Genomic DNA, 25036 nt, shown 5'->3' on the forward strand with positions numbered 1-25036 from the left:
CCCTCGCGCTGTGCAAGATCCACCATGCTGCATACGACGTACACATTCTGGGAATCACTCCGGACTTGGTCGTAGAAATCCGGAAGGACCTCCTGGATGAAATTGACGGTCCGATGCTCGAGCACGGTCTCAAGGAACGGCACGGGCAGGAGTTGATGGTGGTTCCGCCGGTTCGTAGTGAGCGACCCGACCGCGAGCTCTTGGCGCTCAGTTACGAACGCTTCCTTAGCGCCGGCTGATGATCGGACGTCGAGAGCAGGTCGTCCCAGAGGCGCCATCTGCTTGAGTCGTACTCGTCGATTGGGGTGTGCGAGGGCTGGATGCCGCGCATCCCGTCGATCTCACTGAAAACGGTGCTGCTTTCCGGCGTGGACAATCCGCACCGTGGCGGGCCGCACGGCATCGAAATTGCCGTCGAGGGACTGCGATGTCGCCTGGGGCGGTCCAAGTGGAAGTTAGCTTGCCGGCGAGGGCGTCTGGCGTGCGGTTACTGCTTCGTCGGTTCGTGCGTTCCGTTTCCTCAAGCGGTGGGCAACCGATCGCCCGAGGACGAGATAGAGGATTGTGGCCCACGCCTTACCGATGAGTTGACCAAGAAGCGCGGGCATGATCGCGGCCGCGCCGAATGCAATCCCCAGGAACACCGCGGTATCGACGACCGCTCCAGCAATGCTGGATGACGTCACTGCTGCAGCCCATCTGCGATCGCCGAGTCGTGAACGGTTGCGCAACGGAGTGTAGATGAGAAAGTTGAGCAACTCAGCGAGGAGGAACGCTGTGGCGGAGGCAAGAGCGATCGAGGGTGCGGAGACGAAGTAGCTAAGTGCCGTAGCGACAACCACTGCGATCAACATCCCAGCCTTGCCAAGCGCGTCCTGGACGGCATCCCGAAGGGCGAGTGCGGCGCCCGCAGCGAGCGTTCCTGCGGTCGCCTCCTGACCGAACCCCACAGGTATGAATCCGTAGCGCGTCGTCAGCCAGTTGGAGAGGATGACTGAACCCGCCACGCCAACGGCGGCCACATAGCCAACTGCTCGTACGGTATTGGTCATCTTGGTTCCTAACCGACGGGTTCGTGCAGGTTATCCTCGGTATGTGCATCCGGAGGTGCAGGTTTCACGGACGGTGATCTGCGTGAGTTCGGGCATATCGGGACGGATGCGAGCCCAAAGCCATTGGGCAAGAACTTCGCTCGTGGGGTTCTCGAGCCCGGGGATCTCGTTCAGGTAGTAGTGGTCCAGTTCTTCGACAATCGGTTTGACGGCCTTTTTCAGATCGCCGAAGTCGAGTACCCACCCGTACTGAGGATTCAATGGACCCGCCACATGGACAGTGAACCGATAGGAATGGCCGTGGAGGCGCGAACACTTGTGTCCTTCAGGGACATTCGGAAGCCGATGTGCGGCCTCGAAGTTGAACTCGCGGAAGATCTCGACAGTTTCGCTCACGGTATTCCTAGAAACTTGTGGGTCTGGAGGCTGAGTTGCCAGCGTGGATGATTGAGGCAGTAGTCGACCGCAGCCGCAGTATTTTCTCTCGCGTCGACACTGTCCATGGGCTGAAGTCTGAAGGAATCGAACTCGAGGTGAAGGTAGTTCGACGGGTCATCGCCGGCCTGTGGATAAACGAGCTTCAGTTCATTGCCTCGATGCACGACAAGATCGGCACCGAACTTCGGACTCACACATACCCAGTCGATCCCCAGGGGTACAGGCTGAGTCCCGTTTGTCTCCACCGCGATGAAGAAGCCCTCTTCATGCAGCGCCGCTGTCAGTGCCTGGTCGACCTGGAGGAGTGGTTCGCCACCGGTGCACACCACCATCCGCTCGGCGTGGTCGGCGGACGGCCACTGGGCGCCGATTGCGGCCGCAAGTTCCTGCGCTGTTGAGAACTTGCCGCCGTTGATGCCGTCGGTGCCGACGAAGTCGGTGTCGCAGAACTGGCAGATCGCGCGGTGGCGGTCGCTCTCACGGCCAGTCCACAGGTTGCACGACGTGAACCGACAGAAGACGGCGGGCCGTCCGGCGTGAGCACCCTCGCCTTGGAGAGTGTAGAAGATTTCCTTGACTTTGTACGTCATCGTCGGGCGTCTTGGTATTGGAGGGGGTCGGTGAGGCCGGCGTCCTCGAACCCTCTCAGGCGGAGCAGGCACGAGTCGCAGTGTCCGCACGGGCGGCCCGCGTCGTCCGGGTCGTAGCACGATGAAGTGATCCCGTAGTCGACACCCAGTTCGGTCCCCGCGCGGATGATCTCCGCTTTGGTCATCTTCAGAAGGGGAGTATGGATCTTGATGCCGTCCCCCTCGACTCCGATCTTGGTTGCGAGGTTGGCCATCCGTTCGAACGCTTCGATGTACTCCGGTCGGCAATCGGGGTATCCGGAGTAGTCCATGGCGTTGACACCCAGGAAGATGTCCGTAGCGCCCACCGTCTCCGCGTATGCAAGGGCGTAAGAGAGGAAGATCGTGTTGCGTGCCGGCACGTACGTGACGGGAACTTCTGTGGGGTTGCTCACTTCCTCGGCGGTCGAGTGCTTCGGCACATCGATGTCGGCTGTCAGGGCTGAACCGCCGAAGATTCGGAGATCGATATCTGCAACGACGTGGCGAGCGACTCCGAAGGCATCCGCCGCCCGCGTCGCGGCCTCCAATTCGATCAGATGGCGTTGGCCGTACCTGAAGGACAGCGCGTAAGGTGTGAAACCCTGTTCGCGGGCCATCGCGATCACAGTCGTCGAATCAAGCCCTCCGCTGAGCAGTACTACAGCAGGTGTGTCCATCTGGCCCTCCTGGGTGATCGCCGTTGAGGTGCAGCCTATCGGAAACTGCATACGTGAGTCACCTCGGTGGTGGTGTAGTTTTTGCGCTTCTTGTACTCTAGGCAACTACGGTGGAGGGAGCCTGTATGCGTGCGCTGACGCTCGTAGTTAACTGCACCGACCGGAAGTCGATCAGGCCTGACGCGAAGTGCCAGGTCCGTTCGTTGCCCTCCGGTTCGGTTGCCGAACGTCACGATGAGTGGAGCCGTCGGCTCAACCATGGTCATCCTGCTACCCCCCTCCGACAGCTCTATCAAGGAGAGGCGTGGTTGCAGGCCCTGAGGCTTGCGGAGGATGCGTCCGAGCGAGGCTTTCGAGTCCGAATGATGGTGGCGTCCGCGGGCTTGGGGTTGCGACACGTCGACTCGTTGACGCCGTCGTATTCGGCAACGTTCGCAGGAGGCCAACCGGACACGGTTGCAGTTGGAGCCCCAGATGTGAGGGCATGGTGGCGCCGGTCGGGTGACCTTCAGCATTCCGAGTCTCTCGTGGAGTCGACTGATCGCAGAGTGCTCTTGGTCCTTTCGGAGAGTTACGCACGGGCGATGCGCGACGACCTGATCGCGCTGGGGAACCGAAGTGGCGAAGTCGTGATGGTCGGAGGTGCCGAGGAGATCGCGGGTGTGCATCGCGTGCCCTCGGATCGTGCATTGCGTGCAGAACTGGGTGGTACTGCGTCGAGTCTGAATCTTCGGATCGCCAGAGCCTGGCTCGCCCAGCGAGACGACGGGGTCTTGTGGGATGCCCACGCAGATCGTCGGTGGACAAAGTGGTGTCACTCTGTTCGACGTGAGGAACGGTATGACCGAATCCCAGTGGACGACGCTGCGATCGTTGAGGCGATCAAGCAACTGATTGCATTGGATCAATCACTGTCGGCCACGCGGGCGTTGCGCATGTTCCGCGATTCCGGGATGGCATGTGAGCAAAAGCGATTCGGTCGACTTTTCAGAGCTGTGAAGGTCGGCATGTCATGAGCAAGGAAGTAAGAACGATCGAGCGTCGGGCGCTACGGATCATGCAGAATCCCGACATGCCCGTATATCTCTTTGCGCTCGCAGCAGAAGAGGTCGGTCAGGTGTCGGACGTCGCGCGTATCTCCCGCGACGAGGCGGGAAAACTGATTGGCTACCAACGGCCGGAGCGACGTAACCACGTCAAGCAGATCCTGGAGTATCTGGACTCCGGAGAGGTGTTGTTTCCGAACGGCCTGATCCTTGCGCTGCCGGAAACTGTCAAGTTCAGGGCGAGTCGTGGGCCGGCGACGAGCGATGGCTTGTCTACGTCGGGGGTGCTCGAGATTCCGATTCCTGAGTCAGATGACGCTCCCAGGCCAGCATGGATTGTGGATGGACAGCAGCGGAGTCTGGCGCTTTCGCGCACGAAGAACTCCAGAATGCCCGTGCCGATCGCAGGCTTCGTTGCGCCGACCCTGGCGATGCAGCGTGAACAGTTTCTTCGAATCAACACGGTCGCGCCGCTCCCGTCGAACCTGGTTACCGAGCTCCTGCCGGAGGTATTTGCAGCACCATCGCCGAGGTTGTCTGCTCGGAGGCTCCCGTCAGCGCTGGTCGACATGCTGAACCAGGACCCGGACTCTCCGTTCAGGGGATTGATCAAGCGTGCCTCCAGTGACGAAGTCGAGCGAAAGAAGGCGGTTGTGACCGACACCGGTCTGGTGGAGGCGCTGAAGGAATCGCTCGAATCGCCTGCTGGTGTGCTGTTCCCGTACCGGAACATGGCTCTAGGTACGACCGATACAGAGGGCATACGCCGATTGCTGCTCACGTATTGGACTGCAGTGTGCGAGTTGTTCCCGGATGCGTGGGGGAAGCCCCCGGTTCAGTCGCGTCTCATGGGGGGCGTGGGGATTAGGGCCATGAGTCGGTTGATGGATAGAGTGATGGTCCATGTCGCCGTGGATTCGGCTGATGCTGTTGGAGTAACGAGGAACGAACTTGGCCGAATCGCTCCGCTGTGTCGGTGGACTGACGGCACGTGGAACGAAATTGGCCTTCCGTGGAACGAGTTGCAGAACACGCCGCGTCACATCTCGGCGTTGTCTAACTATCTTGCTCGCGCCTACGTCGATGCCCGAGCGGGGAAGAAGTGAAATTCTACTTTCCGGACAGCCAGGACCTGGTGAGTCCGACCTACGACTTTGTCAATGACGAGTACTCACCACTCCGGGTTCGGCAGCGTGACGACCGATACGCTCATGAGGTTCTCACTGCGCCGGCATACGACGGAATTCTGGTGTCCAAGGCAATAGTTGATGGATCCATCAACGGAGCGGGTAAATACACAACGGCGCAGCGACAGCGCTTGTACCGTATGGGAGTACATCGCTTCTTTCGCCTCCCTGAGAACGTCGAAACCCTAGGTGACTGTGGCGCATTCAACTACGTGGACGAACATGTCCCGCCGTACACCGTCGACGAAGTTCTCGACTTCTACGAGCAGTGTGGATTCGACGCGGGCGTAAGTATCGACCACATCATTCTTGGTTACCAACGGCCGGGCACGTCCGACGCGCCTATGGATGAGTGGGTCGAGCGCCGTCAGATCTCACTCGACTATGCCGAGAAGTTCCTCGCTGCCTCGCGATCGAGGAAGTCGTCGGTGCAACCGGTTGGAGCCGCACAGGGTTGGGACCCTTCCAGTTACGCGAACAGTGTTCAGCAGTTGCAAGAGATGGGCTATCGACGGATTGCGCTTGGTGGCATGGTGCCACTCAAGACACCTGACATCCTTGATTGTCTGGTCGAGATCGGCGACGTTCTGAAGCCTGAGACTGAACTGCACCTTCTAGGCATCACCAGGGTCGCGTCAATCGAACGATTTACCGAACTCGGAGTCACAAGTTTCGACAGCACCTCGGCGTTTCGACAGGCCTTCATGGATGACCGTGACAACTTCCACACGTTCGATACGACGTACTCGGCAGTCCGTGTACCGCAGGTCGATGCGAACGTGAAGTTGAAGCGTGCGATCCTCTCCGGTCAGGTTTCACAACGTGAAGCGGTGGCAGCGGAGCGGAACGCACTGCAGGGGTTGCGGGCGTACGACCGGGACGAAGCCACCCTCGACGAGACACTCGAACTTGTACTCACCTACGAACGGATCGTCGGGGTCAAGAAGAGTTATGAGGACGAGTATCGACGGACCCTGGCCGATCGCCCGTGGAAGCAGTGCCCCTGTGGCCTGTGTAGTAAGCACGGCGTAGAGATGGCCATCTTCCGCGGTACCGAGCGGAACAAGCGCCGCGGATTCCACAACTTGTCGGTGCTGGCAGCAAAAATGGCTGCGCTGCCCCGTAGTCGCAAGAGTCGAGAGGGATAGAGATGGCCGACAGATATGAGATTCGGGTTCCTGCGATCGAGGTGAAGCAGGGTGAACGCCGAATCTACTGCTTTGCGGTCGATGGGAAGAAGATCCACGACTTCGCGACTGTCTCGCGCATTCACCGAGACGATGACGGTGCTCTCGACGGCTATCAGCGCCCGGAAGTTCTCAGCCATATCAAGGCGATTCGGCGTTACTTGGAATCCGACGGGGCGATGCTTCCGAATGCGGTTGTTCTCGCATTCGACGAACGCGTCAGATTCGAACCGTATCGGCGCAAGAGTTCGGTTGAGTACTCGGTGCCAGGCGACATCATCATCCCTGTCGACGAGAGTGTCGCAGAAGAGGACAAACCCGCCCTGCTGGTAGACGGCCAGCAACGCAGCGCTGCCATCCGCGAGGCCGATCTGGGAGAGTTTCCGGTAGCTGCAGTGGGTTTCATCGCAAGTTCCGAGGATGAACAACGTTCGCAATTCATTCTGGTCAACAACACGAAGCCGCTGCCGAAGGGCCTTATTCACGAACTGCTCCCTGACACTGCGGGGTACCTGCCGCCGAAGTACGCGCGCCGTCAGTTGCCTGCTCAAGTGATGATCCGGTTGAACAGCGACCCGGAGGGCCCCTTCTACCGGAAGATCGCGATGCCGACTTCGCCAGACGGCGAAATCAAGGACAACACGATCCTGAAGATGATCGAGAATAGTCTTTACGACGGTGCCCTGTATCAGTACCGGAATCCCGACGATGGTTCCGGCGACATCGATCAGATGGTCCTGCATTTGACGGCATTCTGGAAACTCGTCGAGAACACCTGGCCGATCGAGTGGAAGATGCCTCCGAGGAAGTCCCGCCTCACCCACGGCGTCGGTATCCAGGCCCTCGGATACGTAATGGATTCGATAACCGAGGGAGTTTACCCTCAGGATTTCAACGAACTTCGGATTGACAGGAAGCTCGCCTCGATCGGAGATATCGCAGCGTGGACAGGTGGAGTCTGGGACTTGGGTCCGGACGATCAGAGGCGATGGAATTCTCTGCAGAACACGCCTAACGACGTTAAGCTGTTGACGAACGTTTTCTTGCGGGTGATTCGTTGATGCGACCCGACTGCTCCATCGGTCAATTTGCACTGGAGTCCATTCGTGCCGGTTTTCGGAACGATTGGACCGTCAGGTTGTGTCAAGGAGTCCGCAGGTATATAGCTGGACCTGGCTAGCACGAGTTCATTGTGCCGATCGGTCCGTCCGCCGGCGAAACATTTCATGGTGCTCGGAATTACTAACGACCAGATCTGCCTCTGAATAAAACCGGATGGCACCCGGATGCCTACAAGACCACCGCCTCAAGCGCACCGTACGTCGCGCGCAAGAGTGACGCTGATCCACTTCCTTGCGCAAAAAAGATCTTTGACGATTCGGCGTACTTTCCGATGAAGCCGGTGGCAGCATGTTTCGCGCACCGCGTTGCAATAACAATGATGTCGGAATTTCGAACCTTCTCCTTGAGTTGCGGTCCGCCGACGTGATCATGTGCCGTTGCGACTCGGAGGGTCGGCGAGGTTTGCCCCAACTGCTCGGCGCAGCGCGCTAGTACGCCCTCGTCGAGAGAATAGAGCAGTACTTTCAGTGCAGGCTGTGACTGCTCGAAGTCGACCTTGTCTGTCGTGGCAGTGCGCAGCGACCAGTCGAGTTCGAGACCGACCTCGCTCGACAGCCTCGCGCCGAAGTCACGGTCGACGGGATGCAGTCGTGGAAGGTGCCGCAGCAGGGGAGCGAAGACCGTCGCGGTGAAGGTTCTGCGAGCGTCCTCATCGGGACATGCGGACATAGCCAGTCGATCGACCAGGTCGAGCACGAAGGGAGCGTTGCCCGGAGAACTCCACTGTTCGTACGAAGATTGGAGTTCAAGGAGCAGGTCGACGTAGTCGACTTGCTTCATTCCCGACCTCAGAGCAATTTCCAGAAGTGCTGCGATTGTCGCGAGGTCGCCTGGACTGAAGCGGTCGAAGGCAATTGCGTTACGAATCAGGGCCCGGGCGCTGAGCGGTGCGGCTTCGGTGTATCCGATGGATTCCAGGAATGGCCCGACCACTGACCATGCCATGTCGGCGTGCATGTCGCCGAGGTTATCGAAGGAGTCGGCCAGCGCAGCATCGTCGTCGGCCGGCGATGGCCAGGACGCAAATTTCTGAGTGGAAAGTTGGGCAGGATCGAAGGTGTCCAAGCGGTGGAGGAGTTCGGTCCACGATCCAACCGCCGCGGTCGTCGGCACCTGATTGGAGATCGGCGACGGTTCGGGTGGATTTGCCTCGTCATGGATGTGCAGTAGGGAACGGATGGCCGGAGGGATGGTGGCGGCCGACGACGAGGCGAGCAGTACCGTTGACGCGTCGGTGAGTGTTCGCTCGTCTTCGAAGTGGATCGCGAGGAGGGCGATCACACTCAGTGCGCAACTTCCGAACGCGGAGTAGTCCACGCCTAGGAACAGGCGCATAGCGAGTGGAGATGCACTGAGGGCGGCAAGCGCATCGTCGACCTCGCCGCGTGAGACGGGGTCTTCAACGAACTCGGTCCACAACGCGTTGAGGACCGATTCGTGCACGGCACCCGAGACGTGCTGAAGCAACACGTCGGTGAGTCCTTCGTAGTCGAGAAGAGATCGGCTTTGCCCGAGTTTGTCAAGGCGCCGGATTCTCAGGGCAGCGAGATTTGTGGCTGTGATTCCGCCGACGGATTCGATCTGCTGCAGGATTTCTAGCGAAGCATCAGTTGCCCCCGATGAAAGTGCCGCGTCGAACTCGGCCAAGAGTCGGCCGATCGGCTTGCGATGCTGCAGGTTCCGCTGCGGGATTTGGCCGATCATATCAAGCATCGAGATCATGGAGTCGGTCAACTCTTTGCGGGCTGAATTCGACGAGGCTGCTTGGAGTTTGAGGATTGATGCACGTGGAGCTGCTGCGGCGATTCCGTGTTCCACGACGTCCCTCTGATCTGGTTGCACTGGGACGATCGCGCGATCGAAGGTCTCGATCAGGGTTGGGCCGGCGAATGAGCGGATCAGTTCCGTGACGAATACGGTTTCCCGCGGATCGGGAACAATAACGTAGAGAACGAACAGGTTCCCGCTGTAGGACATGCGGGGCAGCACAAGCGGGCCGCGGCGACTGCGGCGCGCGTTTTCGACAAAGGGGACTACCCGCGATGACCACCGATAGTTCGGGTCCATTCCGGGCCAGGCTGCATTACCCTCGCCGAAGAAGCTGGTCAGTAAGCGTTCGAGTTCGACTTCAGCCTCGGACATGGAGTTGCTCCTTCCAGCGCGCGTTGAGGTCGATACGGGTCTGTGCTGGAAGACTTCCGCCGCAATGAAAGGTCGTGTATTCGTCGTTCCGTTCCGTCCCGTTGATTGTGAAGTTCATCGATCCGGTGATGATCCAGTTCTGGCCGCAGAAGGTCTTCTCATGGACCCAATCGCTTTCGTCGACGGCAATCAGAATGTGTGGAGCAGCACTCGTGACTCGGTCGAGAAAAGCATCGTTGTGCGGGTCGGATCGTGTGACGATTCTGACCTGGCATCCTCGCTCGGATAGGACGCCCAGTGCCGCTGCCAGTCGGAGTCGGGAGGGCGGATTCTCGAACATGTCGTCGTAGAATCCGTAACTGTTGTCAACCGCGACGACGTCAGTGATCCATGGTGAGACCAACCATAAGTCGCTACTGGGGGACAGGAGTTCGGACACCATGATGGTCTCCAGGAAGGTGTCGGCCTTGATCCCAGTGGCCCAACTCGTGCGGATGGTACGTTCCAGCCGTGTCATTGCAAGGACTCCGAAATCTCAATCCGTGCCGTCAATTTGGTTCCATTTCGCCGGACGCCGCGAACCTGCCCGTAGAACGTTAGGTGGCCCTGGGAGACGGGGAGTGCAGGGATCCGGATCAGGGCGTCGGACAACGTCGTCGTTCCGGAAGAAGGACACCACAGGTCGACTGCGGAAGACGATTGCAGCATTGTGCGGTACTCATCTTCCCAACCGTCGATGGTTACGTCGACCGCTGGGACGGTTCGGAAGAGCGCGGCGTCAACCAGCAGTCGGTCCAGGAACAACTGGCGACGATAGGGCTGATAGTGCATCACCTTACGGTTTCTGGCGACGGGCCCCCGCGGCCACAGGAGGCTGAAGATTTGGTCCGCGTTCATCGACGAACCTCCCCGTGTCGCGGCGAGATATGCCACGATTCGGGAGTCCAATTCGATGCCCGAAGCCTGTTCCCACGCGTCCCAGTTCTGGATCAGTTCGAACACCGCAGAATCAGTGGCCGGCCCTGAACCCTTCCTCAGCATTCTGCTCGACAGGGCGGCTAGCGCGGAGTGACGGGGCGGCGAATCAATCGCACTCCACTGCTGCCGTAGCGCTCGTAAGGCTTCGATCGAGGCCGAGGCGCTGATGTCGCTCCGAAGGCGTTGAAGTATGGAAGCGAGGTCGCAGGCTGGGCTATTTCGAACAAGCCGCAGCAGAGCGGTGAGCGCGGCGTCTACGTACTCGGATTCGGTGGGTCCGAGTGCGGACTCGATCAAGGACCAGAATCGGCGGGGATCGGACGAATAGAACCGCGCGATGTCTTCGACGAAGGCGGTTCCCCCGACGGAGGTCTCGCTAATCCAGATGTCGGCTGAGCCGCCTCCGTCGATGTCCGTTACGTCCACGACAAGATCGGTGTCGCCGGCGTCCGGGCAGGCGCGAAGACATGTTGCGAGCACCGCTCCTGCCAACGTATCGAGGTATGTCCGCCGTGCGAGTGTCGAGGTCCGCTCCGTGATGTCATCGGCAACAAGGACTTGCGCTGCACGGTCGATTGCCGACTGCACTGCGGGATTGTTGGCCAGTTCGGACAGTACTGCAACGAGTCGTTCGTCGGTCCAATCCTCGTCCGAGTCGTATCGATAGAGAACCCGAAGGACCTCCGGAAGGTGGGATGCCCACCCGCCTTGGGACAGAGATGACACTGCACTCGATCGATCGGTCGCGGCGTCAACTGTTGACAAGGCGAAAGCCGTCAAATACACCTGACCGAGCCAACCGGCCTGGAACGGGTTGACCACATCGACAAGTCCCACATCATTGGTGAACTCCTGTAGAAAGGCGTACGTGCGCCATTGCGGTGACCGCAAGTGTTCGCGTACGCGGTCGCACCCCAGAACGAGTGGGGCAACTCGGAAGCGGATCCCGTCGACAGGAAGGGTGAACCCTAGAGCAGCGGGTTCGCCTCCTCGGGAATAGCGAATCACATGGCGGGATGTTTGACCTTGTCCGTCCACGAAATCGGCATGAGCCTCGGCAGACGTCCTGTGTACATCGACGGGATTGCCTGTGCTGTGCATCGCGAAGTCAACGGACTTGATTGCGTTCTCCCAGGTGGAGTTCAAGGGGACGTCCGCTGGTGTCAGGGGTGTGAAGGGACGAGGCGCAATCTCCGTGGACCACACCGGGATCGCTTGCGAACGATCGGCGACGCCCGCCTTGTCGGGGACTGACAGTGCGATCTCGTACGGTCGCACTACAGTGACCTCTCCGCCTGTTGTGTCGTCCCTTCGATTTCCTAGGGTTTCGCCGAGCACAACGAAAGTGTCGAGGTCAATTGCGTTGTCTGGATTGTCAGGCATAGGGAGCCACGTACGGTGATCATCACGGCGATGCCCGAAGCGGCGACTCACCCGACCGGGCACTGCTTCACGCATCGCCTGGAGGATCGGCATGTACTCGGGTTCGTCGGCAAAAGGCATGTCCAGCATGACCTCGGGAAGGTCGAGTGGTGAGAACAAGGCCCGAGTGATGAATTCGGGAAGCAGGGAGTCGGGTTTGGCGCCGGGATCCGGGCTCACCGGCTTCCAGTTCGAGCGCAACCTGCGAAGGGCGGTCGGGACCATTGCCAGCAGGATCGAACGCGGTTGCTCCCAGAGGACGGCCTGGACATGCTCCTCGGAGATCTGGAGTGTGCGACGCAGGTGCTCGGCGACCTGATCCTGGACTTGCGTATCGTTCAATACCCGATCGAGTAGTGTGATCGCCGCTTCCCTGTGTTCCTTCGGCGGTACCTTCTTGCCTGGCTTCGGTGCAGTGAGCACGTCCCGAACGTTGATATACCGGTGCTGTCGGCGCAGTTGGGCGTTAATCCAGTCAAGGAGGGCGTGGGTTCCTTGGATCTTCAGGACGAATCGGTTGGTAACGGGCAGTGATCGGCTCTCGACTTCGGGGTCGAATAGTGTCTCGTAGTTCTCGTAGGCGAAGCGGTCGCGACCATAATCGGAGAGTGAGACTACGGTGATGGGGCGCGTTCCGCGCTGTCTGCCTGCGCGGCCACGTCGCTGAATGAAAGCAGATGCACTCAGTGGTGCTTTGTGCTGGAGAACAAGGCCGACCCTGTTGTCGTTGAATCCGACCTCCAGTGAAGCGGTCGCGACAATGAGATCGGCTGTGGAAGCCACACCGGAGTCCTGCGAGGACGTGCGGCCGATCCGTAGTGCACCTGATTGTAGTTCCGGATCGAGGGTGCGACCGATTCGTTCGACTATGTCCCACGACTGACCTTCCCGAAACCGGTCCATGTGGGTGGGGCGTCGCGACGATCGAAGGCCGGCGAGGACCGGGCGCCATCCACCTCGAGTCCCATTTCGGGATTGCCCACCCTCGGCATCTCGGAGGTCGTTGTAGAAGCGGTTGGTGACGTCAAGGTTGTCGGTAAAAAGAAATCCGGTTGATCCGAATACTCCATCGGAGGAGCCCAGGTCGAGGATTCGGCCGAATAGCATCCCAGTCTGGATCGAGGTCGAAAGGACACTTGCTCCAGAAATTGGGTCATTGCGCAGTGCCAGGGAGTACTGCCGTCCCTCCGACTCCAGCTCGGACTCGCGCGGTTCGATATAGCGGACGTTTCTACTGTCCAGTCCTACGAGTGAACCGAAGAACGTATCCGCGTTACGAAGAGTCGCACTCAGTCCAACAAAGGTGACCGAATGAGAGGCCGTACTTCGCCATCGACGTAGTAGGTGTGCGACTTGGGCGCCGGGTACTCCCGAATAAGTGTGGATCTCATCCATCAATACCAGGCGCGGAGTGTGTCTGGCCCATCCGGTCAGGGAATCGAGATCTGGATCAGTGCTGGCTCGATTCAGCATCTCAGTGGTGGTAAAGAGAAAGTCCGGTGGAGTAGTACGCATGGACTCTCTTGTCAGTGCGAGTATGGTGCCGTCGATCTCAATTCCGCAGGAGTCACACCGGAGACGTTCTCGCTGCGCGCGCCGATCGCGGTCGGCCCAGACGAGTCTGCCGTGATCGCATCCGTCCGTAGGACACGGCACGAATGGACAGGCCCAACCGTTCGAGGTCCTCTCCCAAGCGGAGTCCCGCGTTCCCTTTCCAGAGAAGACCCATGCATTCGCATGGGAGGGCACGTCCTGGTACAGGGCTCCGAGTCGAAGTGGGCGCAGACCGTTTTTGACAAGTACCGGATTGAGGATCAGTGCGGTCGACAGCGCATCAGCCAACTGATCACGTAGCAATTCCTTTCGAGGGTATAGCGCGAGAGTATGGACGACGTGCCGGCCGTTCTCGTGAACCTGGTTGACGACGTCCGTGAATGCGGGAAGGTAGAACGACAGTGTCTTCCCGCTACCGGTTCCCGCACCGACCACGACAGCAGAGTTTCGTGACGACCTTAGGCCGTTAAAGACAGCGAGGGTGGACTCAACCTGGAATCGTGAGAGGAGTCGGCCTCGGGTTTGGGCGGCGATCACGTCCTTCTGAATCGGATGCAGATCCTGGACCGATGACAGTTCCCGTACGAGTTCTTCTGCAGGCACGTCACGCCTTGGGTATCGACGGGGGCTGACGTGCAATCGATAGTCAGCGACCAAATTCTTGCCCGTGCGCCAGGAGTTGTGGTCGTTCGCGCCTTTCGGAGGGAACAACTGACGGAGGTTCGCTGTCAGCCGGACCGCTTCGGCGATGCGCGTGCGATATCTTGGCGTGTTCCGGTCTGGAAGTCGTAGTAGCAACGCCAGGTCCGACACGCAACACTCCAGGACTTCTTCCGCTGACTGACGAACGTCTGGATGGTTCTCCTGAACGGCGCGGATAGCCGCGAGGACCTCGTCCTCGTCGAGTGCGACGTCTGTCAGTCCCCATGACAACAGTGGCAGTTCGAGTTCTTCGCAACGGTTGAGAAGTTCGTTGAGGAAATCCTTCGGGAGTCGATCCGTCACGAGTGGATCACCTTCAGGATGATCCTGTTGGATAGCGTCCCCGTCTGGCGAAGCAATGCAATTGTCTCGTCGTCGATATCGGACAGAGCGGCACCGGTGGTGCTCAGCTTGCGGTAGATTCCCTCGAGCGCGGACGGGAGTTCGGGGGCCTTTTCCAATAGGTCGGTCAATTCGCGAAGTTCTCGTTGGAACAAGCGGATTGCTGCGGGAGTTGGATTGTCGTACGCTCCGGATTCGAATAGGGTCTCACGCAATTTATTCGCTTCCGCTTGGTCGTGCGGATCGAGAGTGACCAGGCGAGAAATCGGCAGGTCGGTTTGTTTCTGATTCTTCCAGGAATTCCAAAATCGGCGCGAGTTGCGGTCAAGTCTTTCGGAGAAATTGCGGAGGTCTGTGCAGGCCGAGTTGAATACATTGTCGCTCGGCATGGGATAACGTTTGATGACCCCGACGAATTTGCGCTGTCGAGCGCGGGCTTCGTCGATATCCCAGATGAACGAAGCGTCGAGTTCCGTCAAGGCTCGGGCGGATTGCACCGCTGAATCGAGCAAGGACACTGCGGTACGCAACTCGTGAGTTCGCTGCGAAATACGTTCTGCTTCGTTCTTTTTCTGACGATCTGCTCCCAACGTTTCCGCGAGCGCCGTCAGTTTCTGTGCTTTGGCGAGCAGATGGCGCGGAGCATTCGCTGTTTCGGTCACTAGTCGCCTTTCTCCGACTCGAGGACGTGCGCCCATTTGTCGACGGCCTCTGCTACTTCCTTAGACGCAGCCTCGACGATGTCGGATGCGGAAGTGAGCGATTGTTCATTCAGTGCTGCGTCAATCCATTTATCCGCAGTAGTAAGGAACGCGATGATGCTGTCGAAGTCGACGGCATGCCGCCGTGCGCATGCGGCAACACTTCGAGAATGGATTTCGTCGGACGAGGTTGTTGCTTCGTCGATCCGCGCCAAGTCGTCCTCGATTGCGATAACTTCGGTCCACCCAACATCAATCTGTTCTGATGTGAATCGTTGTAGTTCTGCACTCACATTGGGTGCAATCGGGAGGCTCGCATTGACTGAAGCTTCAAGGGAGGCGCGCACGCTGGCCACGATTTCCGCCCACGTCACGCCCCGTGGGACGAACTGTCGGATTGCTTCGATCGTGTTCTGCAGGGCTGCTGCTTGTTCGACCACAACGGTGGGGAACTTCGAGAAGGACTTCGAGGCGGGCGCGAGCCAATCCGGGATGTCGTTTGGGGGATCCCAGGTCCAAATCTTCTTCGCGCGATCCAAGAGTGGCTGGACACGGGCGGCGTCGAGGTAGAGTGCTGCACCGGTGCCCTTGGAGATGCCGAAGGCTTCACGAAGGCGGGCGACCAGGGTGGGTCTTGCCGCTTGGTGTTGCCTTGCGAGAGCCTCCCAGTTGGGGACTCGACACGGTAGGTCCTGGAGTGTCCACGACGTGCCATCGTCGAACACCGCCGACATGAGGTCGGCAATCGCGGTCTGGGGTCGGGCCCGGCCGAACAACGCAGCGCCGATCAGAGATGCAGTCATCGCTTTGACGAGCACCTCGTCGGACGAATATCGTTGTTTCTGCAGTTCCCGTGAGAACGTGGAGGAATGCTCCTCGGCAAGGGCAGCCAGTCGTCGGTTGTAACGTCCCCCTATTCCTCGCTTGTGGTGCTTGGCAAGGTGAATTTCTTGGAAGAGGAGCGCGTTTTCGGGCGATCGTTTGAGATAAATCGGGGATTGTTTGCCCTTGCCCACGTTCTCATTTGCATCCTCGATGGAGACGGGTCTGCCGACGCCATTCCACCAAAACGGAGTTATGTCGCCCTGATTCAAAGACTTGGTGACCGGTGTGGTCCACAGGTAGGCATCAGAGACGGTACGCGCCAGGAAACCCCGGACAACTCGGCTGATATCCGCGTCGGTGAGGGATGAGTCGGGGCGAGTGCCCCAATTCTCGATCGCTGCCAATTGCTTTTCGAGTGATGCAGGCAGGTCTGTCGAGAAAGCGGTCTGTTGCTTTCGATCCGGTCTCATACTGGATGGTGCTGTGGGGGTTCGACTCGGTGAGCCAGGGACGAAACTTGGCGTCCGGTCCGACGGAATCGAGAGAGGAGGAACACTAAATGCTCGCAGGATATCTGTATTGGTCTGCTTTTGGCCACCGTCGTGCCAGAAGGTGAGTAGTGTCTTTCGGCGACTGGCGTCGGAAATATCGTTCCGATCGATATCTGCCGCGATGTTGCTGGGTAATGTCGAATCGATCGTCGAAACGGGGAAGTCTTGTTCAAATTGATCGCCGGGAAATTGTCCGTGTTCCAGGTCATCTGCGTGAGTGCTTAGGATGGGGATCACGACTTTGCTCAGTACCGTTCGCGGGGTGAAGCGTCGAGGGTCATCCCCTGCGGTTGAGTGCACCAACCGGGTCAGTGCATCCTTATTAAATGGATAGAGTCCGTATCCATCACTAGGGGAAACGCCGAAAGTGTCGTGGCAGACGGTCCTCACAGGACATTTTTCGCAGGCGTTCTCTTGTGTCGCAACGGCATGTTTCGTGGATTCTGTGGACAGCAGTCGCGCAATGTTGAGATACCTTCCGACGAAGTCGGAAGCAAGGTCCACGCCCTGTTCGTCATCAAAGGCAACATCGAGATTGTAGACATGAGCACTCGTCGATCCAATTCGGGTCAGGACTGTCTCGTCCATCCGGTGGAAGTAACCGGTGGTGACAGCCATCATTGTGCGAATCGGCGCCATGAACTCCACGCCTTCACGGGTGGATGGTTCGAGGATTGCATCCACCAGGTCACCCTGCACACCTTGAATCAGAGCGAAGTCCTCGATTAGCAAGATGATCTCTAGGTCGGGATTCTTCCTCTTGTACTCCTCACGGACGGTGCGCATGGCATCCCCGAGGCGGCCACCACTGAGATTTGTCGCCTTTTTTACAGCGGTTTCGAGATGCGTATTTAGTAATTGCACTGCGGCCAGTAGAAGATCGTCACGGGTGCTCAGGCGACGAATCAGGTTCTTGGATAGTGTCGTTGCGTCCTCGAGCACCCGCGCATCGATGTCGACAGGAATATCGTTCGTGGAGAATCCGGATGGCCTCTCCTTCTCCCCACTCGTCTTGTCCTCCAGCAATTGGTGGGCAAGTTGGGGGATGAAGCGATCCGGTTCGAGCATGATGCCTCGGATCACAGGATCGTGGAGAAGAACAGGCAGACCCTTCTCACCCAGGAGGGTCCGGCCGTGCCTATCGTCCCGAGTTGGGACGGCATGATGCAGGGCTGCCGCCAGTTGATCTAGAAGATCGTAGGCAAGTTTCGTTTCGGAAGTGCCTTCAGAAAAATGATCGATATCACGTCGTAGATCGGCAAGAACACCGGACTCTGCGTCCTCGGTGAGCGCTCCGATGACGGCACGTAGACTCGTCTTGTATTTCTCCAGGTAAATGACCTTTCGCGACTCGCTTGGCGGGATGTTCTCCTTGACCCAACGCACGAGGTGAGATTTACCCGATCCGGAACCGCCAACGATCGGCATCAACAGAGCGCCAGTAGTCGATCTGGCCCCGAGGAAGTCCGTTAGTACGTCCTTTTCGCGGACCGTACTTCCGGTATTTTCGATGTCGGTATTACCGAGTAGGCGTGCCTGATTGATTCGCAGTGGTGAGTGCGTGGCGAGAAAGACCTCGCGATCGGCACTTACGGCCTCGGTAGCAATAGAGGATGGGACCGTTATCGGGTCCCAGCACACAAAATTGACGAACTCAGACACGATTCACTCCACGATCGTGATATGGGAAATTGACTTGACATTGCCGCCGGCATCGGGGTCAATCAAATGGACTCGATGTTCGGAATCGCTGAGTCGGTCTAGCACGAGCCATCCCTCGTCTTGCCCGCGAAGCAGGGCGTAGGAAAGGACACTCCCTGCGGTGTCGGTATCTGGCGGTGTGATTCCCACCTCTATGGAGTGTCGGCCCCCAGGCACAACAGGGATTTCCTTCCTAAGTAGAGAAAGAACGGCGGGAGCAGGAACCGCACTGCCTTTAGTGAGCTCATCGCTTGTCCGGAGGACGCTCCGTGCTGCAGGCGTGCAATCCGGTGCGATTCTCGACAGGAAATCATTCTCACCGCCCCTTCCCCCGGCTATTACAACGCGACTACTCGCCAGGCCGAGGAATTGGGACCACGCTCGAAACGGTGACAACCGTTCTTCTCTCACCAACGCCTTACTGCCTGCTTCCGGGCGCAGTGCTTTGCTGGCGCGGGGGAGTTCAGCCTCAAGGTCGTAACCGGTATACGGATCCAAGGATAGGAACCACGCGAGAGCACGGTTCAGGTCGAGTGCGCCCGTTTGGCTGACCTCGCCAGTGGGTGCCGTGAGTTCTGTGTTCTGTTCATCGGCGAAGAAGACCCGCCGTAGCAGACCGGCGAATGTTTGGACGTCGTCGCGATGCACGGCAGCCAGTTCGTCATTCGCGATCCGCAGCAGACCGTCCGAGTTGTCCAGGAGTCCGAATTGTGACAGGAGTCGTGTCGTTTTGCGGAAGATCGACGAGGACCTTTCGCCAAGTGATGGTGGGGCTAGCAGTGCCTGTGCGTCCGCCGCCGCAAGGGACCGTTCCTTGCTAGCGAGCAACAACCGGACCGTCGCCCAGACATGTCCGGGTAGTGGGTCTTCGGCGTTGATGAGGCCCATATCAAAAACGCTCCAAAACTGTCGTGATTGAGTGCGAAGGTAGGAAGGGTGTGTTCCGGCCAGGCGTTGCTCTCGATTCCCAATCGGACTCGGAGTGGACGACGTATGTGCGATCCTCCGAGTTCAATCGGGTGATCAAGTCGTTCGGCCATGGATCGTCGTCGGGTGACGCGACCCAGACGACTGTCCCGGGGTACTCCGAGAGTAGTGAACCGTCCCGATCCGCGACGATGGGGGCTGGGCGCACTTCACGCTGCAACTTTTTCAGCAGAGAGGAAGAAGCCCCAGGACCTCCTACAACTCGCACGCCGCGGCCGATGAGTTCGCGAAGTAGTCGTTCGATCTCCCAGTGCGCCGTACCCGAGCCGGACCACCTCAGGCTGACGTGAGAGTACCTTCCACGATGCCGAGCCAATGGATCGTCAAGACCGTTGACGTCGTATCCGGCCACAAATGGAAAGGGTTCAGGAGCTATTCGAAAGAAGCCGTCCGACATCTGGCGAGTGCGCCGGCAGGCCGGGCAACCTCGGCAGCTGACACCGGGGCGGAGTGACACACCATTGCGTGTGAACGCGTAGTGCTCACTGAGGAGCGCGCCGATACATTCGTCGCCTGATAGAACTCTTAAGATCGCGTTCGTCGCGCTCTTGTTCGCGCGATATATGGCCTCGCGGACCGCATTGAGGCGGTTCGAGAACACTGTCTCGTCGAACAAGGACGTATCCCGTATTGTGACATCTACGTGATCGTTGTACCGTTCGTAGAATTTCGTGAGGGCAGCGACGCGTTCCTCCGTGCTCAACGAAGGATCCAATTCGGGTGGAGTTGGATCGCTGAACTCGATCAACCCGGAGCGTGCCATCAGATTGAGCAGTCGAATGTTCCATGTCCGATGGCGTTCATATCCTTCGGAAAGTTGGGCATGGCGAGCGTTGGTATCGAGACGGAAAACCGTTGTCTCGAGGCGCTCTCGTGAGGCATACATTGCGTTCCACCGTTTGAGGGCAGTTTCGGCCGTCAGCAGTTTCTGCTGCCCCAGGGAGTTAGCGATTCCGATGTCGGATGGAGCAACAGCTAGGTACGCGATAGACGGTTGACCGTCTCGTCCGCCGCGCCCAACCTCTTGGTAGTAGCGATCTATCGTTTCGGGAAGGCACGCGTGGATCACCGACCGGACGTCGTTCAGATCGACACCGACGCCGAAGGCGGAGGTCCCGATGACGATGTCGTAGCGTGTGGCAGACTCGGCACCATTGCTTGCGCGGCCAGCCCAACCTTCCAGTGCGTCACGGCGTTCGTCGTCATCATTGTCGCCGGTGACCACCGCGGTACGGCTAATTCCGCGCGCTCTCAGGAATTCCGCCCATCGGGGTGCATCCTCCCTCCGCGAGACATAGAGCACCATCGGCTTGGGAAGTTTCAAAGCGGCTTCGAGAACCGCTGCTGTCCGTTCGTCCTCGTCGCCGAATCGGTCGACGTAGTAACTCGGTTCATGCCGGAGTTGCGCTGCCCAGACTACCTCGGGGCTGTGGGCACCCCTGAACAGATCCGTCAGCGTGGTGATCTGGTGGGTGGTGAGGGTTGCACTCATCGTGACAGTGACAGGTTCACGCCCGGGTGGGGCGAGTGTCAAGCAGCGGCGGTGCAGATGTGAGATGGACTGGAACTCTGGGCGGAATTCGTTACCCCACTGTTCGACCAGATGCGCCTCGTCTATAACGAAGTGTCGCAATTTCCCCTCGCGGGCTGCAGCTTCAACGGCCGGTCGAAGAGCGGTGGCCAGAGCTTCGGGGGACGTAAAGACGACACGTTGTGTTCCCTGCCGGATATCGTCACGGATGCGTGTCTTGACCTCGTCCGGGAGATCGCCTGTATAGGCGTAGCGATCGGTTGAACTGGCGGAAAGATGGCGGTCGCGAACCAACTCCTTGAATCGACGTTCCATGTCGAGGGCGAGAACAACCGTCGGAACGACGACAATCGATACATCGTGTCCCTCCCTCTCCAGAAGGAAAGGCGCCTGAACCACCGCGGTCTTGCCGTGCCCTGTTGGTAAGCACACGACTGTTGTGCTTCCAGGCGGAGCGAGCACGACTGACCGTGCAGCCTGGCGTTGGCCTGTCGAAACGTAGTTTGGGTAGCCGAGCGCCTCCCACCAGAACGGATCGGCATCGAGTTTCTTGATGTGTCTTCTGGCAACGGAGAACTCCCCGCGGTGAATGTCGCGAATGTCCTCGGCGGCGTGGAAGTCAGAGGCGTCGTCTTGGGTCGGTGGGTGCCACCATTGGGCGGTGACCCGCAGTCGGTCACCGACAGCCATCGCATGGCACCCAACTCGTGACCAGTCGGCCGCGTCAGGCATGCCTTCCGTCCGAGGAAATAGGAGTTCGCCGACCGATCTGCGTGCGAGTTCGTCGAGAATGATCTGGCGCGCCAGAGTGGTGATGTCTCCTACGCTGGCTTTGCCGGATTGCAGGCCGAGCAAAGCGTCACGAATCCGCCGCGCGCACCCGTGGAGTTTGTCCTCCTTGGGAACATCGGGCCACGCGTCGAGCAGGCGTTGGATGGTTCGCGTCGTCTCGGAAGATGTCACGAGTTCCTCCGTCTCGGATTGCTCAGCACCACGCAACCTGCTGCCACGGTGAGGATTCGAGGCTGCCGGATTCCTGACACAAGCGCCTCGCCCACCTCGAGATCGAGTTGCTGACTTTCAGAATCCGAGAGAATCCTGCCTGCAGCACGGCGCGCTTCACTCTGAGCACGCAGCACCTCCAAGGCAACCTCGGTGCGAGCCGCGTACTCCTCACAGCGTTCGACGAGTTGAGAGGTATCGGTCAGATGTCTCACGGCCCTGTCGTGGGCTCGACGCGCTGATTGCTCGTATTCTTGCCAGCCACCGAACACCTCCAGCAGGCGAGAGATGCGTTCAGAATTGAAATTGCGGTCCCGTCGATTGTTGTACGGACGCTGGAGGAGTGTGACCGTGGTTGCGGCAGGTAAATGCGCATCGGCCTCCGCGGGGACCCAAACTTCAAGGGTGAACGGCGGCAGCATGGATAATGCTCTACGACGAACTGCGCGAGCAGCGGTGTCGGAGTCTGGAAGAAGCGTCAATGCCGGCCCTACATCCGGTTCGACTACGAGGTCGAACTTGAAGAATGCCTCGGTGTCTCTTTCAAGGCGTGGAACGATTCGTTCGAACGCAAATGCTTGTCCGCGATCATCGACGCGGCAAATCTGTTCGAAAAGGTCGATTACCGGATTACCGCTACGTAGCATTCGAATGCCGGTAGCGCGCAGGCCTGCGTTGCGATTGAACGTCCCCTGCATCGCGGCGGAGGGGATCTTGACCCTCGCTTCGCGGTACAACCGCGGGGAAACGAGTGGCCGAGATCCGAGCAGGTCGAAGGCGAAAAGGGGGCAACTACGTCGGTTCACCTCGGAATACCTCACGTGGAGTCCACCTTCGCCAGTGCCCGCGAAGCCAGTCGTGGCGCGCTGGATCGAATGCCATTCCGCTTCGAAATCATTGAGTCGGCGCGCTACTTCTGTCGGATCAATGGACGTGTTGTCGATCGAGTCGAGCATGTCGAACTTCTCGATCTCCTTGCGTTCCGTGGCAAGGGATTCGCGAACCTGATCCGTTTGCAGACGGAGAGAACCTGGTCCGTGGAGTAGTGCGGGCACCCAAACTGCGGGGGTGGAATCGGCAATGAACGTCTGCATGGACGAGATCGAGTTTTCGAATATCCGATAACCGTTCTCGAGGAGTTCGAGCCAGTCGGAGTTGAACGATTCGGACTCCTCCCGTTCTGCCACGACGTATGTACGTGCCGGACTCCGGGGTGCCCCTGGTTCGTGCCCTGGGTAGCGATCTATCCGGCCGAGTCGTTGCTCCAACTGGTTCGGCGACCATGGAACCCGAGCATGGACCGCTATGTCAGCCTTCTGCAAGTTCAGGCCATCCTCGCCAGAGACATCGATCAGAAGAACGATTCCTCGCTGGGGCGTGTCGTGAGAATTCCACGTCGACACACTTTCGTGAGCGTCCTCATCCGACAACGACGAATCGTGGAGAACGACCAGAGCCTTGGGAAATCTCTGTCGCATCCGCGCATGGAGGTCTCGCGCCAGGGTGCCGGGACCACAGAAAACTATTGCGCGACCGCCTGCTTTGAGAACGGGAAGGAGGGTCGTCAGCAGGGTATTGGTGTCCGCTCGAACGAGTTCGGGAGTGTCCTGCTCGGCGAGTTGGTCGATCATGGAGTATTCGAAGTCGTGCAAGGGCACCGCGCAAAGGGCGTCCCGTTCGGCGGCAGATAGTCCTGCCTGGAGTGCGGCCTCAGCGTCACGCTTGACGCGCCACCGCAATACATTGAGAAGGTCGCTGACAGGTCCGGGGAGTCGCGAAGCTAGGATTGCGAGGATGAGCGCATATGCAGGCGCGTCGCCTTCAAGGCCATTATCGACGAGGTGTTCAGCGACACGCACCTGCCAATCCACGAGTGCGTCGTGAGCGCAGCGCACGTCGGACTGTAACCGGAGTCGGCGCGGCACGGAACGTCCCCGAACGTCGTAAGGCAGAAGTTCCGAGGTGGAACTCTCTCGGAGGACGAGTGCACGCCGGTTTCGGATCACGCGGCGGTGGATGCGGTATGTCTCGCTGATGTGCGCGCGAAGGGCTTCGACGCAACCGGAGAAAACAATCGGATCCACATCGTCTCGCACGTCGTCGTACTCGTCGAGTTGAGACAAAACCCGTTCGCCGAGTTTCTGGAACCGAGGATCGTGTGGAACTACTTCGGTGATTTCATCGATAGCGTCCCGAATGTACTGCGGATAGTCCGCGTCCAGTTGGTATACCGAATCCGCCAATTTGGTGCGAACCGCGTACTTGTGCTCGAACTCGTCCATTCGATTCCAGGAATACAATTGAGGGTCTAGTAGGTGGAGGAAGCCCAATTGCATCCGCCAGTGAGTACTGGCCGGCGTGGCAGAAAGCAAGAGAATGCTGGCGCTGGAGTGAGCGAGTTCCGCAAGTTCTCGATAAGGACTCGACGCCGGATTGTTGGTAAGGGCAATTCTATGAGCTTCGTCCACGATCACTAGGTCGCTACCGTTGTAGGCGATCCATTTTTCTGGAGTGTCGTGCGAGGAGATGCGGATTTGCGCTCTAGGGAAGTCGTCAGTAAAGAACTTGGTTGACAACTCCTCACGCCACTGAACTCGCAGGCCCCTTGGTGCGAGAATCGTGATTGTGGCTGTGGGATTGTCAAGCAATGTCTGCCGGATAACATACCCGGCTTCGATGGTCTTTCCCAAGCCGACTTCATCGGCCAGCAGATACCGCTGAACCGGATCAGAAAGCACGGTCAGTGCTGCATTGACTTGATGCGGGTACAGTTCGACGGCGGACGACAGCATCGCAGAAATTCCGGAGGACGCTGCTTCTTGTGCGACAATGTTGTGCAGAAACGGAATGCGGGCATGGTAGAAATAGGCGGATTCGTTCCCGCCGGTCACAAGAACATCCACCGGATCGGCGACAGGGCGGTCCCAGCGCACGTAGAGGTCCCGTTCGTCGACAGCGGAGTCGTACTCAGAGTTCGGGAAGTGCACGTAGTATGTCGACCCACTGTTGGCCTTGACTCGACACGCGCGCCAGTGGTGGGTGTCGGGGTCCCGCCAGAATGCGCGGGTCTCGGGGGGAACCTCGACGCGAGCGCATTCCGATACCGTTACGGTGGCGGCCACAGATTGCGCGACAGATTCGAAGAATTCGATACAGATGCTGCCACTGTCGACGGTAGAGACCTTGCCGAGTCCGGGGGCGCCGGGAAAATCGACGAAGCACCCTTCGCTCAGAGTCGTCGTAAACCTCTTAGCCTGACGGTCCATACCTTTACCTTT

Annotated in this window: 16 protein-coding genes and 1 pseudogene; 5 read left to right on the forward strand and 12 right to left on the reverse strand. The window is 58.9% G+C overall.

All coding sequences use genetic code 11. The features are described 5' to 3' along the window. A pseudogene (locus tag RZ1_RS31010) lies at positions 1 to 239 on the forward strand (HNH endonuclease); the annotation flags it as partial. A gap of 216 nt (positions 240 to 455) precedes the next feature. Here RZ1_RS31010 and RZ1_RS27470 read toward each other — a convergent pair. From RZ1_RS27470 to queC, 4 genes are read right to left on the reverse strand one after another with little or no spacing between them, the layout of a single operon-like run. Beyond that, the gene (locus RZ1_RS27470; RefSeq protein WP_072815883.1) at positions 456 to 1052 is read right to left on the reverse strand and encodes a VUT family protein; all 597 of its coding nucleotides are present in this window, start codon (positions 1050 to 1052) and stop codon (positions 456 to 458) included. Between the two features lie 30 nt (positions 1053 to 1082). Then, on the reverse strand, positions 1083 to 1448 hold the full coding sequence (gene queD / locus RZ1_RS27475) for a 6-carboxytetrahydropterin synthase QueD (RefSeq protein WP_072815884.1): 366 nt from the start codon (positions 1446 to 1448) through the stop codon (positions 1083 to 1085). After that, positions 1445 to 2080 carry a 7-carboxy-7-deazaguanine synthase gene (gene queE, locus RZ1_RS27480; protein WP_072815886.1) on the reverse strand — a complete coding sequence of 212 codons (636 nt, stop codon included), beginning with the start codon at positions 2078 to 2080 and terminating at the stop codon, positions 1445 to 1447. Before queE ends, queD begins: the two co-directional genes overlap by 4 nt. Then, on the reverse strand, positions 2077 to 2778 hold the full coding sequence (gene queC, locus RZ1_RS27485) for a 7-cyano-7-deazaguanine synthase QueC (protein WP_072815904.1): 702 nt from the start codon (positions 2776 to 2778) through the stop codon (positions 2077 to 2079). Before queC ends, queE begins: the two co-directional genes overlap by 4 nt. 584 nt (positions 2779 to 3362) lie before the next feature. Here queC and RZ1_RS30240 point away from each other — a divergent pair. The 4 genes from RZ1_RS30240 to dbpB (RZ1_RS27505) are packed head-to-tail and all read left to right on the forward strand — an operon-like array spanning position 3363 to position 7259. Further along, positions 3363 to 3794, forward strand: coding sequence for a hypothetical protein (locus RZ1_RS30240; protein WP_139282019.1), 432 nt, complete (start codon positions 3363 to 3365; stop codon positions 3792 to 3794). Continuing rightward, complete coding sequence (dbpB, locus tag RZ1_RS27495; RefSeq protein ID WP_072815890.1) at positions 3791 to 4930, forward strand: DGQHR domain-containing protein DpdB; 1140 nt, start codon at positions 3791 to 3793, stop codon at positions 4928 to 4930. Before RZ1_RS30240 ends, dbpB (RZ1_RS27495) begins: the two co-directional genes overlap by 4 nt. Then, positions 4927 to 6159: a tRNA-guanine transglycosylase DpdA gene (gene dpdA, locus RZ1_RS27500; protein ID WP_072815892.1), complete on the forward strand. Its 1233-nt coding sequence runs from the start codon at positions 4927 to 4929 to the stop codon at positions 6157 to 6159. Before dbpB (RZ1_RS27495) ends, dpdA begins: the two co-directional genes overlap by 4 nt. A 2-nt stretch (positions 6160 to 6161) precedes the next feature. Further along, positions 6162 to 7259, forward strand: a complete 1098-nt coding sequence (gene dbpB, locus RZ1_RS27505) for a DGQHR domain-containing protein DpdB (RefSeq protein ID WP_072815893.1) — start codon at positions 6162 to 6164, stop codon at positions 7257 to 7259. A gap of 229 nt (positions 7260 to 7488) precedes the next feature. On the opposite strand, the gene RZ1_RS27510 is transcribed toward dbpB (RZ1_RS27505), so the two are convergent. The 8 genes from RZ1_RS27510 to dpdE are packed head-to-tail and all read right to left on the reverse strand — an operon-like array spanning position 7489 to position 25024. Further along, the gene (locus tag RZ1_RS27510; RefSeq protein WP_139282020.1) at positions 7489 to 9462 is read right to left on the reverse strand and encodes a hypothetical protein; all 1974 of its coding nucleotides are present in this window, start codon (positions 9460 to 9462) and stop codon (positions 7489 to 7491) included. Further along, the gene (gene dpdK, locus RZ1_RS27515) at positions 9449 to 9979 is read right to left on the reverse strand and encodes a phospholipase D-like domain-containing protein DpdK (protein WP_072815897.1); all 531 of its coding nucleotides are present in this window, start codon (positions 9977 to 9979) and stop codon (positions 9449 to 9451) included. The genes RZ1_RS27510 and dpdK overlap by 14 nt, the downstream gene beginning before the upstream one ends. Next, a complete protein-coding gene (gene dpdJ, locus RZ1_RS27520) occupies positions 9976 to 14421 on the reverse strand; it encodes a protein DpdJ (RefSeq protein ID WP_072815899.1) in 4446 nt (1481 codons plus the stop codon). The genes dpdK and dpdJ overlap by 4 nt, the downstream gene beginning before the upstream one ends. After that, entirely contained in the window at positions 14418 to 15122 is a 705-nt protein-coding gene (locus RZ1_RS27525) for a hypothetical protein (RefSeq protein ID WP_072815901.1), read from the reverse strand. The genes dpdJ and RZ1_RS27525 overlap by 4 nt, the downstream gene beginning before the upstream one ends. Next, the gene (gene dpdH, locus RZ1_RS30245; RefSeq protein ID WP_072815903.1) at positions 15122 to 18199 is read right to left on the reverse strand and encodes a protein DpdH; all 3078 of its coding nucleotides are present in this window, start codon (positions 18197 to 18199) and stop codon (positions 15122 to 15124) included. The genes RZ1_RS27525 and dpdH overlap by 1 nt, the downstream gene beginning before the upstream one ends. A 3-nt stretch (positions 18200 to 18202) precedes the next feature. Further along, positions 18203 to 19126, reverse strand: a complete 924-nt coding sequence (gene dpdG, locus RZ1_RS30250; protein ID WP_139282021.1) for a protein DpdG — start codon at positions 19124 to 19126, stop codon at positions 18203 to 18205. Position 19127: 1 nt separating this feature from the next. After that, the gene (gene dpdF / locus RZ1_RS27535) at positions 19128 to 21719 is read right to left on the reverse strand and encodes a protein DpdF (protein WP_083583956.1); all 2592 of its coding nucleotides are present in this window, start codon (positions 21717 to 21719) and stop codon (positions 19128 to 19130) included. Beyond that, positions 21716 to 25024 (reverse strand): protein DpdE, encoded by a 3309-nt coding sequence (dpdE, locus tag RZ1_RS27540; protein WP_083583958.1) that lies wholly within the window; start codon positions 25022 to 25024, stop codon positions 21716 to 21718. Before dpdE ends, dpdF begins: the two co-directional genes overlap by 4 nt. Between the last annotated feature and the right edge of the window lie 12 nt (positions 25025 to 25036).

The organism is Rhodococcus zopfii NBRC 100606 = JCM 9919 (assembly GCF_001895025.1).
Classification (GTDB): Bacteria; Actinomycetota; Actinomycetes; order Mycobacteriales; family Mycobacteriaceae; genus Rhodococcus; species Rhodococcus zopfii.